Annotated in this window: 14 protein-coding genes; 10 read left to right on the plus strand and 4 right to left on the minus strand. The window is 35.5% G+C overall.

What is annotated here, in order from left to right; all coding sequences use genetic code 11:
• The first annotated feature begins 332 nt into the window (after positions 1-332).
• The 4 genes from H540_RS0119180 (at position 333) to galE (ending at position 4,435) form a co-directional block, all read left to right on the plus strand.
• Positions 333-878: an acyltransferase gene (locus tag H540_RS0119180; protein ID WP_028402009.1), complete on the plus strand. Its 546-nt coding sequence runs from the start codon at positions 333-335 to the stop codon at positions 876-878.
• Between the two features lie 58 nt (positions 879-936).
• A complete protein-coding gene (locus H540_RS0119185; RefSeq protein WP_028402010.1) occupies positions 937-2,313 on the plus strand; it encodes a sugar phosphate nucleotidyltransferase in 1,377 nt (458 codons plus the stop codon).
• 134 nt (positions 2,314-2,447) lie between these two features.
• On the plus strand, positions 2,448-3,416 hold the full coding sequence (manA, locus tag H540_RS0119190; protein ID WP_034671467.1) for a mannose-6-phosphate isomerase, class I: 969 nt from the start codon (positions 2,448-2,450) through the stop codon (positions 3,414-3,416).
• Positions 3,417-3,436: 20 nt separating this feature from the next.
• Positions 3,437-4,435, plus strand: coding sequence for a UDP-glucose 4-epimerase GalE (galE, locus tag H540_RS30295; protein ID WP_034671470.1), 999 nt, complete (start codon positions 3,437-3,439; stop codon positions 4,433-4,435).
• 257 nt (positions 4,436-4,692) lie between these two features.
• Here the strand turns inward: galE and H540_RS30300 are convergent, their stop codons facing one another.
• Entirely contained in the window at positions 4,693-6,213 is a 1,521-nt protein-coding gene (locus H540_RS30300) for a glycosyl hydrolase (RefSeq protein ID WP_051317198.1), read from the minus strand.
• A gap of 424 nt (positions 6,214-6,637) precedes the next feature.
• Between H540_RS30300 and H540_RS33405 the strand changes: the two genes are divergently transcribed.
• Positions 6,638-6,775 (plus strand): hypothetical protein, encoded by a 138-nt coding sequence (locus tag H540_RS33405; RefSeq protein WP_245592297.1) that lies wholly within the window; start codon positions 6,638-6,640, stop codon positions 6,773-6,775.
• A 71-nt stretch (positions 6,776-6,846) separates the two neighbouring features.
• Here H540_RS33405 and H540_RS0119210 read toward each other — a convergent pair whose 3' ends face one another.
• Together H540_RS0119210 and H540_RS0119215 are read right to left on the minus strand one after the other, a co-directional pair.
• Complete coding sequence (locus H540_RS0119210; protein ID WP_028402012.1) at positions 6,847-7,833, minus strand: LCP family protein; 987 nt, start codon at positions 7,831-7,833, stop codon at positions 6,847-6,849.
• A gap of 340 nt (positions 7,834-8,173) precedes the next feature.
• On the minus strand, positions 8,174-8,371 hold the full coding sequence (locus H540_RS0119215) for a hypothetical protein (RefSeq protein ID WP_155891079.1): 198 nt from the start codon (positions 8,369-8,371) through the stop codon (positions 8,174-8,176).
• A 416-nt stretch (positions 8,372-8,787) separates the two neighbouring features.
• Here H540_RS0119215 and H540_RS35630 point away from each other — a divergent pair, with 416 nt between their 5' ends.
• From H540_RS35630 to H540_RS0119240, 5 genes are all read left to right on the plus strand, one after another.
• On the plus strand, positions 8,788-9,012 hold the full coding sequence (locus H540_RS35630; RefSeq protein ID WP_425388145.1) for a hypothetical protein: 225 nt from the start codon (positions 8,788-8,790) through the stop codon (positions 9,010-9,012).
• 16 nt (positions 9,013-9,028) lie between these two features.
• Complete coding sequence (locus H540_RS0119220) at positions 9,029-9,910, plus strand: ROK family protein (RefSeq protein WP_028402014.1); 882 nt, start codon at positions 9,029-9,031, stop codon at positions 9,908-9,910.
• 210 nt (positions 9,911-10,120) lie between these two features.
• Positions 10,121-10,291, plus strand: coding sequence for a hypothetical protein (locus H540_RS33410; RefSeq protein WP_155891080.1), 171 nt, complete (start codon positions 10,121-10,123; stop codon positions 10,289-10,291).
• A gap of 297 nt (positions 10,292-10,588) precedes the next feature.
• Positions 10,589-11,395: a TIM barrel protein gene (locus tag H540_RS0119235; RefSeq protein ID WP_028402015.1), complete on the plus strand. Its 807-nt coding sequence runs from the start codon at positions 10,589-10,591 to the stop codon at positions 11,393-11,395.
• A gap of 209 nt (positions 11,396-11,604) precedes the next feature.
• Positions 11,605-12,063: a VanZ family protein gene (locus tag H540_RS0119240; RefSeq protein WP_051317199.1), complete on the plus strand. Its 459-nt coding sequence runs from the start codon at positions 11,605-11,607 to the stop codon at positions 12,061-12,063.
• A gap of 186 nt (positions 12,064-12,249) precedes the next feature.
• Here H540_RS0119240 and H540_RS33415 read toward each other — a convergent pair.
• The coding region (locus H540_RS33415; RefSeq protein WP_211241909.1) for a zinc ribbon domain-containing protein at positions 12,250-12,419 on the minus strand (170 nt) is incomplete at its 5' end.

The raw sequence follows: 12,419 nt of genomic DNA on the forward strand, positions 1-12,419 counted from the left end.
TCAAAAAATTATTAAAAGGGATATTAAAATGTTCTTTATCAAACTTTATATTGAAATGTATTATATAGATTTTTAATAACATTTAGTGATTATATAAATATAATGTGGATTCAACTAAAAAGAATTTATCAAAGAGTAGGTTTGTTCTTCGTAAAGTTTGTAGGTTGTTAGTATGGAAGATATTAAGGAATTCAGTTGTCCGCGTCTACTTTACCATATTAATGGTTAGTTTACGGATCAAGAATGTGTTTTAATTACTTTGAATTAGCTAAAAAGAGAACAAAGAAAATAATCAGGAGCTAAATAAATTTTCTGAGGAGAAATCATGTTACATGAATACTATTGTTTATTTAATTAAAAAAAAGCTTTTGAAAATTCTAGGCGATACAGAAAAACTTATGAAATTAGACCTCCTATATTATAAATCTTTAGGAGTGGAGATTGGGAATAATGTAAGGTTTTTCTCTCCCTTAATAACATCTGAACCATACCTTTTGAAATTTGGTAATAATATAACCATTTCAACTAATGTTACATTTATAACACATGATAACTCAGTTACTAAAATTAGAGAAGATTCAACGGATGTATTTGGAGAAATAGTTGTTGGTAATAATTGTTTTATTGGTCATGGTTCAATAATTCTTCCTGGAGTTACTTTGGGGGATAATGTAATTGTAGGTGCTGGTAGTGTGGTTACAAAAAGCTTTAAACATGGAAATGTGATAGTTGCTGGAAACCCAGCAAAAATAATCTGTTCAACTGAAGATTATGAAAAAAAAATAAGTCCTTTTTTACAAAACACGCGAGGAATGAGTTTTGAGGATAAGAAAAATTATATATTAGGAAATACTAGCGGAAAACTTTTACGAAAGTAATTTGGAACTTTCTGCTGACTTATTAAAAAAATCTCAAAAGAAACTGGGGTGTAACGATTTGCATTTAATTTTATTATCTGGTGGTTCTGGTAAACGTCTTTGGCCACTATCTAATGATGCCCGCTCAAAACAATTTTTAAAAGTATTAGAGAATAGTAATGGAAAGCTCCAATCAATGGTCCAACGTGTGTGGGGGCAATTAGGTAATGTCGGTTTAGCTGACTCCGCTGTTATTGCTACTAGTAAATCACAAGTAGATATGATTCAAAGTCAACTAAATAGTGAAGCTAGCTTAATTGTAGAACCATGCCGTCGTGATACATTTCCGGCTATTGCCCTTGCTGCGGTATATTTACTTTCTGTGAAAGAAGCTGCCTTAAATGAAGTAGTAGCAGTATTACCAGTTGATCCATATGTACAGGATAGGTTTTTCGAATCCGTAAAAGAATTGGAAGCTGTCGTCAATGACAGTGTGGCAGATATAGCTTTAATTGGTGTTCAACCAACATATGCTTCTTCAAAATATGGTTATATTGTTCCGGTAGGAGAGGTTAGTGATAATCAATACCGTAAAGTAAGTTGTTTTACAGAAAAGCCAACAGAAGATAAAGCGAAGGAGCTAATTACGGAGGGGGCACTTTGGAATTGTGGCGTATTTGCTTTTAGATTAGGATACATTATTAATATCCTAGAACAAAAAGGTTTCCCTACTAATTACGATGAATTACTAAAACATTATGATAAGCTTCCGAAAATAAGTTTTGACTACGAAGTAGTAGAAAAAACTGAAGAAATTGTAGTTCTACCATACAATGGTTATTGGAAAGACCTTGGTACATGGAATACATTAACAGAAGAAATGGATACGGATCAAATTGGTAAAGGTGTTATTAGTAATGATTGTGAAAACGTACACTTAATCAATGAATTAGACATTCCTGTTACTGTTTTAGGTGTATCAAATACTGTAGTCGCTGTAAGCCCGGATGGAATTTTAATTGCTGATAAAGACGCGAGTCCACGTATTAAGGAGTTAATTGGGGACTTCGACAACCGCCCAATGTACGAAGAGCGTCGTTGGGGTTGGTATCGGGTGCTTGATCATACAAAGTTTGAAGATGGGAATGAGGTGCTTACAAAACGTATCAGAATTAAAGCTGGTAGGAATTTAAGTTATCAATTCCACAATCAACGAAGCGAAGTTTGGACAGTTGTAAAAGGTGAAGGCGTATTTGCCTTAAACGGTCAGTTACGAGTTGTTCGCCCGGGTGATGTGTTGCAAATTGGCGTTGGAGACCATCATGCGTTAAAAGCAGTCTCGGATTTAGAATTTATTGAAGTGCAAAGTGGAACAGTGCTTATTGAAGAAGATATTGTACGAGTATATATGACTTGGGATGAAGTTGAAGAACATTGCTATGCATTAAGTATGTAATATTAAGCCGCCGGGAAGTTTTTCTGGCGGCTTGCTGTGTAATACCTATAATTCAAGTGAAATAGAAAATTGTATAAATAAAATGCAATCTTCATTACTAAAGAACGAAGTAGAGCGAATTATTATTAATTGAAATGAGAAAGAAGGTTAGAGAGAACGTGCAATCACCGTTATTCCTACAGGCAGCCCTGCAGGAGCGTATATGGGGTGGAAAAAAGTTAAGAGAGTTTAGCTATGAATTGTCTTCAGACTTAGTAGGTGAGTGTTGGGGAATTTCTGCACATACTAATGGGCAAAGTGTTGTAAGAGATGGGAAATATAAAGGATTTACATTAGAGAAGCTATGGAATGAAAATCGAGTTTTATTTGGAGATATTTCAGGTGAGAAATTTCCACTTCTTACAAAGATTTTAGACGCGAATCAAGATTTATCTATACAAGTTCATCCTAATAATGAGTTTGCAAATGTAAATGAAAACGGTGAGTTTGGTAAAACTGAGTGCTGGTACATAATTGACTGCAAGGAAGGTGCAGAAATAATATATGGTCATCATGCACAAACGAAAGAAGAGTTTGTAGAAATGATACAGCTAGGGAAATGGAATGAATTATTGCGACATGTTCCCATTAAGCCAGGTGACTTTTTTTATGTCCCAAGCGGTACGATTCATGCTTTATGTGAAGGAACGCTTGTGTTAGAGACACAACAAAGCTCAGATACTACATATCGTGTATATGATTATGACCGAGTTGATGGCAACGGGAATAAACGTGAACTTCACCTAGATAAAGCGTTAGCTGTATCTTCTATTCCTCACAAAGATTTTTCATTAAGCATTCAGGAAAAAGAGAAAAATGGAGCAAAGATCACTACATTCGTTAAAGAGCAATATTTCTCTGTTTACAAGTGGGAAATAGGACAAGAAGCATCCTTCCAACAAGATAAATGCTTCCAGCTTGCCAGTGTCATAGAAGGAGAAGGTATAATTGTAACTGTAGAAGGTGAATTTCCTTTGAGAAAAGGAGATCACTTCATTCTGCCTAATACCTTAGAGGATTTTATTATTAGAGGTAACGTTACCTTAATTGTTTCACATCCGTAAATAAGAGAGGAGAAAATAATATGATCCTAGTAGCAGGAGGTGCTGGCTATATTGGTAGTCACACCGTAAAAGAATTATTAGATCAAGGTCATCAAGTCGTAGTATTAGATAATCTGTCCACAGGTCATCAAGAAAGCATTGATAATAGAGCGGTCTTTGTTCAAGGAGATTTAAGCAATCCAGCTGACTTAGACCGCTTATTTGGTATGCACCCCATTCAAGCAGTGATGCACTTTGCTGCGAGTAGCCTTGTAGGAGAGTCTGTCACAAATCCATTAAAGTACTATAAGAATAATGTAGCTGCTACACTTACATTGCTTGAGAAGATGATGGAATATAAAGTAGATAAGTTTATTTTCTCTTCTACTGCTGCGACATACGGTATTCCAGAGACAGATATGATTGTAGAGTCTACTCCTACAAATCCAATTAATCCTTATGGTCGTTCTAAGTTAATGATTGAGCATATCTTAAAAGATTTTCAAGATGCATATGGATTAAGGTATGTTGTTCTCCGCTATTTTAACGCTGCTGGCGCACACATTTCTGGAGCAATTGGGGAAGATCATGCACCAGAAACACATTTAATTCCTCTTGTCTTACAACACTTATTGGGCAAGAGAGAAACGATTTCTGTATTCGGTACAGACTATGATACACATGACGGTACATGCATCCGTGACTATATCCATATTACAGATTTGGCACAAGCTCACATTCTGGCACTACAAAGCTTACAGAATGGTACAAAGAAAAGTGAGACGTACAATCTTGGAAATGGAAAAGGCTTTTCTGTGAAAGAGGTCATTGAAATGTGTGAGAAAGTGACAGGCAAGAAAGCGAGTATTGTACATACAGAGCGTCGTACTGGCGATCCAGCTATGCTTGTCGCTTCTTCGCAAAAAATTTATGCAGAGCTTGGTTGGAAAGCACAATATTCCTTAGAAGAAATGATTGAAACAGCTTGGAAATGGCATATTTCTCATCCAAACGGTTATAAAAAAGGAGTTTTAAGTTGAAGGGGTATTAAATATTAATAGTATGATAAGGGAAGGAGGGCATCCATTAGGATGCCCTCAAGCCATTAAAATTACGACCATTGACATCTACTTGATAATCTAACTCAGAAAATAGGACAGTAACATTTCCTCGTAAAGTTTGTATCATTCCTACAGGAGTAGTTGCAGAAGAAATAGATCGCTCTGTTGAAAGTCAGCCAAGACTAATAACTATTGAACAGAAAAAAATGGTATCTCATATAACTTCTAAAAAGAAGTTATATGTCAAGAACTGAACCTGAAGATGTAAATATTAAGACTCGTTTTAGCGCATTCCAAAATTCACTAAATCGTGTGGAGTTATTTGCTTTCCCATAAGTTTTTAAATTTGGAAGTTCATCCAGTGTGATGACATAAGGATTATGATAGACTTTATTTAAATGCTCTAGACTATTTATTTTTCCACCTCTTAGAAATTTACTCTCCCAAGTAAGGAACCAACTCCAATGAATTTGATATTCTTTCAATAAATCCGGACTAGGAATTGGTCCATTCTCCGACAAAGCAACAATTTTTTGATTATTTACAAGGGAAACTAAACGATCATATGGACTACTTACTGAACTATAGTCACCTGGTGCTGGATAAGAATCGTAACTAACAATATCCACATATTCATCTCCCGGATACCAGTCTTTTGAAACAGAATTCCAAACCCAAATGAGATTGTTAATTTTATGATAGTTAGTAAGGCGATCATACATTAAGCGATAAAGCTGTTTAGCAGGTTCAGGACCTTTAGCCCCCCACCAGAACCAACTACCTTCAGCTTCATGTAAAGGACGGAAGATAACGGGCACTTTGGCCTTTTGGAGTTTCTTCAACTGTAATGCAATTGTATCGATGTCACGTAAAATTAATTGATAATCTTCTGATTCCGGATGATTCATTGCATATCCTATATCAAAAGTTGTGCCATCTTTATAGAACCCTCTCCACTTTTTCTCCGGTGTATCGATAAGATCTTTCGGTGCATTCCAGTGCCAAGAAAATGTAACAATCCCACCTTCTTTATCCCACTGAATTGCCTGCTCTGTTTGATTGGACTTTATGCCGTATGTCACCCTAGAAGGAGAATAATCCATAAAGTCAAACCCTACAATTGCAGGTTTTTTACCAATGTTCTTATTGAGCCACTTTACTTCTGATATGTCTTGTTGTCCAGAGAGGATACGTTTCCCATAATTATCTACAAGAAAACTCATCAGAGCTTTTGTTTCTTTAGTAGCATTCGGATTAACAAGTTTTTTACTCACATTATGAGCGGTAAGTGCGGAAGCAGATTGAACTTTAATATAATCCAGATTGTAGTAGCCCCAGTCAGAAGCAAACTTGATTGTATTTTCTCCTTGATCTAATAGAACCCTTTCACCGGGTATTTCTGTAAATTCATTTGATTCTGGTAAAAGTATTTTCTTTGGAGAAGCATCATTTAAAATCAACTTTGTGTACTTCTTTCCCGAACCTGTAGGGATTTGGTAACCGATGTGTAAGATGTATAATCCTTTGGAAGGTACGTGAATCTTAAATGTAACAGAGTCATTTTTTTTGTTAAAATCAGTAACGTAGCCATTTCCTGAATAACCGGTAATGTTTTGACTAACCTTAACCCCATTTAATATTCCGTCTTCAGCTTCATATGTTTTGTTAAATTTCGCTGTATTTACCTCCCCTGTAAAAAGTTTAATAGATACAATTACTAGTACGAGAAGTATAAAAGCAGCAAACCAATATTTCATTCTATAAGTCTCCTTTATATGTCCACATTCTGATTCATTTAATAAAATAATAAAAAGAACTCCATACCAACAGCATGTTTGAAGGGAATATATATTAACTATTGGGCAAGGGTAAGTCAATATAGTAGATTTTTCTTGTTCTTTTATAATAATACCAAGGTTTTATATAAATAAATCGTTTGAGAACTTTTAAAAGCTCTCAAACAATTTATTTACAATTAAAATGTAATATACTCTCTAAAATATTCAAGAAATTACATTGGTTTTATCACTTTAAAGAATTCATGATACTGCAATCAAATTTTTAATGGTAGTCCCTATTTTTATAATGAAGTAATGATTTAATATTTTAAGGAGAAAGAAGGAGTAGGATGAGAACAGCTATAATAATGGTCTTATGCGATTTGAGTGCTAAGATAGTACTATGCTTGTTGCTTCTTCCCAGAAGATTTATAAGGAACTTGGCTGGAAAGCACAATATTCTTTAGAAGAGATGATTGAAACAGCATGGAAATGGCATACTTCTCATCCGAACGGTTATAAAGAAGAGGTTTTGCATTAAGATATCTTTAGTACAATAACGAAGGCGGGTATCCATATGGATGCCCGCCTTTTTTGTGTTGCTTATACCAATTAGTTTTTAAAATACTGAGAAACCAATTGATCAATTTGCCCTTTATCAACTACCAACTGGTCGTTGTTATTTTTCAAAATATCATCATACATCGTTTTCCACTCGCCTGGGACTTGATGATACTGCAGCTGCTTTGTTGGATTAAAGTCTTTTACAGCTAATCCTAAGCTAAGCATATCCGATGTATTCATATTGGATGCGATTAAGAAGTTTGGTACTTGTTTTGTGAAATTAGGCAGCTTTGTTACGTTGGAAGGATCCAATGTTTTTTTTGCAATACCGACTAATGCTTCTTCTTGTAATCTTTGACGATCATACTCCCCGTTTTTCAAAGAATAGCGTTCATGTACAAGTTCTGTTACCATCTTGCCATCAACAGCATGTACGCCGGCATTTACTACTTTATCTTTATTTTCTTTATACCAAGGATGTGTTAACTTCACATCAAATGGTACGTTCATGTCAATGCCGCCGATTGCATCTACCATGCCTTGTAATCCTTGATAGTTTGTTTCTACGTAGTAGTTAATCGTAACGCCTGTTAATTCGGTAATGGCTTTTATCGCAGCTTCTACACCTTTTTGAGGGCCTTCTGTTGCTTGTTTAATATATTGTACACTTGTTAGTTTTGTATAGCCGTAATCGTCAAGGTGTACACGTGTGTCACGAGGGATACTCATCGCATGATATTCTTTTTTATTTAAATCCACATGGATAATTATCATAGAATCAGAGTGACCAATGTTTTCGCCTTTCCGTTCATCTGAACCGATTAATAACACGTTAAAGACACTGTTTTGTACTTGTGTGTTTTTATCAGTATTCGATTTTTTATTGGAAGAATCTCCGGTTACCACAGGTACTGTTTTAAAGTGATTTTGAGGTTGTAGTCGGTTATATGCATATGCACCACCAGCTACAAGAATAATGAGTAATGCTAGGAAACTATAGCCAATAATTCTACCTACTTTTCTTTTCTTTTCCATACAAACCTCCATCATCCCTATATATAATTATCTGAAATGATAACTGTACGCTATATAAACTCTTATATGTATGAGATAGTAATGCCTATTGGATTATATCTATAATAAAATCCCCTAGTCTATATAAAGAGTAGAAGACTAGGGAATTTTATTACTTATGTTTACTTTTGAATCTTTTATACATATTCTTGCAACTCTAAATATAATATCATATTAAGAACATTTAGGGAATGAAATTTATATACTTGTTTGAATCAGGATTATGAAAAGTAAAGTGGGGAACTTGTGTAATGATTTCCTGCATCACTTCTTAATCCAATCAAACGTTTGTTTAAAACCTCTATGCCTCCATAACCGTCACTGTCCTGCCGCTCTTCCCCCATCTCATCAAGAAATCTATCGCATGCACATTTTTCACTTGCTGCAAAAGCTCATCCATCTGCTTTCTATTCATAAACTGAAACGCCTGAATTTCATATGTCACTTGATACACATCCCGCATCGCATCCAAATCAGCTGCATACAGCACTACAATCAAAAAAACCATACTCATTCCAATACGAAAACGCCGCAATCCCTGCTGTCGGTTTCGACTTCAGCATAATGATGTCCTCTATCTTCTCATACAGATGATTAAAACCTTCGGGGTACTCAAGTCGTAAATGAACCGTTTGCTACATCCTCTCCACCTCATCTTCTAATAGTAGAATTCGACTTCATCATAGCATTATTTATTTAATGGTAAAAATTTTAAAAAATAGAGGGTTTCTATGAAATTTTTCTTCTGGAGGTTTTTGTATTCTCTATTAGGGAAAATGTAAATTTCTAACCTTCGTTGATAGTTTTTTATGATTATATGTTATCTTCACTCCATCTGGTAGCAACTATTTCTCATGTAAGGAGCCAAATGAATGTATAGTAAACAAGGAAAATGGTACTATTATTACAGCATTCATTCAATCTGACTATTTTTCTGTATATAAATGGAAAGTAGAAGAGCATGGCACATTTCAGTCACTTGAAATGTTTCAACTTTTAAGTGTGATTGAAGGAGAGGGAGAGATACGCACGACTTGCGGAACATTCCCTATACAGAAGGGGAACCATATGATTCTTCTATGTGATATAGGAGAATTTGAAATACACGGAAGTGTAACGCTAATTGTTTCACATCCTTAAAGAAGGAGGAAGAAATATGATTTTTGGCGCAATAGAAGCAGGAGGCACAAAATTTGTATGCGGGATCGGCTCGGAGCACGGAGAAATTTTTAAGAAGGTTACGATTCCAACTACTACCCCTGATGAAACAATGGGGAAGGTCATAAATTACTTCAAGGGAAAACACATCGATGCGATGGGAATCGGTTCGTTTGGCCCTATTGATTTACATAAAAACAGCAGCACCTACGGTTATATAACAAGTACACCTAAACCACATTGGGGTCATTTTAATCTGGTAGGGGAAATACAGAAGGAATTTCCTGTACCTATTGGCTTTGATACAGATGTGAATGCTGCCGCACTAGGGGAAATAGAGTGGGGAGCAGCAAAGAGTGTAGATAGTTGTATGTATATGACGGTTGGAACAGGCATTGGGGTAGGGGCCGTTGTAAATGGAGAGCTTCTTCATGGTTTAACGCATCCGGAAATGGGTCACATTTTTATCAGAAGGCATGAAGGAGACCTGTTTGAGGGAAACTGTCCCTATCACAAAGATTGCTTAGAAGGCATGGCGGCAGGGCCTGCCATTGAAAAAAGATGGGGGAAAAAGGGGATAGAGCTTGCTGAAGAAGCCAAAGTATGGGAGCTGGAAGCTTACTATTTGGCACAAGCTATCGCAAATTATATCTTGATCCTTTCACCGAAAAAGGTTATCCTCGGCGGGGGCGTGATGAAACAGCAGCACCTAATTCCTATGATACGTGATAGAGTCATAGAATTACTAAATGGCTATCTGCATCATGAAAGCATTACCTCAGATCAAATTGAAGGTTATATTGTATCACCTGGTTTAGGAGAAAATGCCGGGTTATGTGGAGCGTTAGCATTAGCTAAAAAAGAGTATTTAGGAAAATGAATCAGTCTTAAAATTAATTGAGGTATAAGAATAAGAAGGCAGGGGAAATTTACCTGCCTTTTTGGTATGTAATCAAACGTTTAATTAAGATTCTCCTTCAATCAACGTCGCCGTCCCGTTATGCTTCTCCTGTCATAGCTGGTAATGTATCAATCTTCAACTTTATGACCAAAATAAAAATAGATTATAAATGTAAGGGAGAGGGAACATATGCCTTTTATAAAACTGCAGCACTATTTCCTTGATGATATGGAAAGAATCAGGATGGAGAATGTCATTGTCGATTGGATTCCGGGAGCAAACAGATGGACTTTGGAGATGGATGATAGAGACATATTAGAGGTTTATCATAAATGTTTGAAGGAGCAAGCTATGATATAACGGCTCGCTTTTTCTTTTTGTTTGTAGAGCTGATATCCATTATTCTAATTGATTTTGTAATGTATCAAAAGATTTCACTTTATCGTTCCTGCATGGAATTTTTCTATGAAAAAGTGGTTTTCAAATAGAGGAGGTTACATGAAAAAGCAGTAAAGAAATTTGAAAATTGAACAAAAATACGGAGTTCATTCGACTAACGGTATTCGGAAAATTAACGGAATTTTAATTCAATGTGTTTTAAGAATGTAAAAAAGGGGTGATAAAATGTTTATAAGGATTTAAGAAGGAGAGCAAAAGATGAGTTATATTCGTTTAAAAACGGGGCTAAATGCTGACCAAATTAAAGATAGGATGAAATACGATCCTGAAATTATTGAATTGCATTTAGCAGAAGACAGTCTATATCAACCGGAAATGGTCGTACAGTGTATACAGTTATTAAAATCTAAAGGTATTCGTGTGTACCTACATCATCCAATGAAGTACAAAGGGCAGTACTTGGATATTATAAGTTCAAACCAAGATATGCGTCATCACTATGACTGGTCCTGCAAAGTTTTAGCGGAGATTTGTAAACAGGAAGAAATTAAATGTGTAATTCATTGTCATTATAAAGATTCGGAGTGTACTGATTATAGCAATCCAACTAAAAGAAAAGAAATCAGAAAACGAATTGAACAAGTATTAGGTATTTATAATGAATCTTTTCTTTGGGAAGACACAACAAGGGGAATTTTTTCAGCTGAAAATCCATTCCTACTTTCAGAAATCGTGGAACCATTGAACTTGCCTTTAAATATTGATATAAGCCACTCTTTTATAGCGTTAAAAGGGGATAACGGGAGATTGGAAGAACACTTAGAGAAATTTCATACTTTTGCAAGATACTTTCACGTTGTAGATAGTATGGGAGTAGTTCATGATGCGTTGCCGTTAGGTAAAGGCAGAATTAATTGGAGAATGGTTAAGCCTTATGTTAAAGATAAGGATTTTATTTTTGAGATTGATTTAAATTCTTCAAATTTTACTGACTGCACCCCAATGATTATAAGTGCAGATTACTTTAATGGCATTGAAGAAAAAAATGAAAATTACTTCTTTTAGGATTAATAACTGGATTTCTATAATCTAAATAGAAAATGAAGGATAAGGCGGTGCTGTTTAGTATCGCTTGTTTATTTGTTCGATAAAATACGTATTGGCTTAAAAAGAAGAGTTTACGCTCTTCTTTTTATTATTAAGTAGTAAGATAGCCGTATAGCGCTTTCCTTCAAATAAGTATTATAATTTATGAAATTGAAAGGGGAGGTAGCGTGGAAAGAATATTAAGCTCGCTGAAAAAACTCCAATACCACCAGCGTAAAAAACAAGTTCAATTATTGCTTGTGATACTATGGGTGTTATTTTTAAGTTTAGACATTTTTACCGATAACTTAGAATCTTTATTGACCTTGAAATCTGTAAATTTCATATGGATTTCATCTCCAAACCTTTTATCATTTTTAAATTTTCATGATTTAACAAGAATTCATCCATTTTGGTTCCTGGTGAAACCCGGACACTTTGTAGGTTTTGCCATCATGAATTTATTGCTCTATAACTTGACTAGAAATTATAAGATAGCAGTCACAGCCACTGTGATGTTTGCAATTTCTTCAGAAATATTGCAGCTTTTCTTTGGAAGGGATGGTCGTTTATATGACGTAATTATTGATTCGTTAGGTGCTGTATCTGATTATTATCTTCTAAAGAAATTCAATCGTTTAAAATGAACCTCCCCCACTTACTCGCATCCGCTCCTTGAAGTGGAGGTTTCTTAGCACCAACAAAGACAAGGTCCCATGAGAAGCGGATTTGCCATCTCCTCTCTGCACCTATGCAGGGGCTCCTTCCTTTATCTGACTAAGCAACTTCTGCACACACAGAAGGGTGGGAACACACCGTCTACTACTTTTTGCTTACGCAATCCGTAGATACTTTCTCTTTGTTTCTTCCGGAATATGACACATCTTTCCGTACAGTTCTTTTGCCAAGATGTTGCGAGCACCGTGAATGTCCCGGTGTTCTTCATAGCCGCATGCGCATGTATAGTTGCGTGTCCGCACTTTCTTTCTTCTTTGGCAACAAG

Origin of the sequence: Ectobacillus panaciterrae DSM 19096, assembly GCF_000430785.1 — a bacterium.
GTDB classification, from domain to species: Bacteria; Bacillota; Bacilli; order Bacillales; family Bacillaceae_G; genus Ectobacillus; species Ectobacillus panaciterrae.

Excerpts from the sequence above, each read along its gene's own strand:
- H540_RS0119180 (WP_028402009.1), top strand. The coding sequence starts at position 333 with ATGAATACTATTGTTTATTTAATTAAAAAAAAGCTTTTGAAAATTCTA.
- galE (WP_034671470.1), top strand. The coding sequence starts at position 3,437 with ATGATCCTAGTAGCAGGAGGTGCTGGCTATATTGGTAGTCACACCGTA.
- H540_RS0119220 (WP_028402014.1), top strand. The coding sequence starts at position 9,029 with ATGATTTTTGGCGCAATAGAAGCAGGAGGCACAAAATTTGTATGCGGG.
- H540_RS0119210 (WP_028402012.1), bottom strand. The coding sequence starts at position 7,833 with ATGGAAAAGAAAAGAAAAGTAGGTAGAATTATTGGCTATAGTTTCCTA.
- H540_RS0119235 (WP_028402015.1), top strand. The coding sequence starts at position 10,589 with ATGAGTTATATTCGTTTAAAAACGGGGCTAAATGCTGACCAAATTAAA.
- H540_RS33410 (WP_155891080.1), top strand. The coding sequence starts at position 10,121 with ATGCCTTTTATAAAACTGCAGCACTATTTCCTTGATGATATGGAAAGA.
- manA (WP_034671467.1), top strand. The coding sequence starts at position 2,448 with ATGAGAAAGAAGGTTAGAGAGAACGTGCAATCACCGTTATTCCTACAG.
- H540_RS30300 (WP_051317198.1), bottom strand. The coding sequence starts at position 6,213 with ATGAAATATTGGTTTGCTGCTTTTATACTTCTCGTACTAGTAATTGTA.
- H540_RS33405 (WP_245592297.1), top strand. The coding sequence starts at position 6,638 with ATGCTTGTTGCTTCTTCCCAGAAGATTTATAAGGAACTTGGCTGGAAA.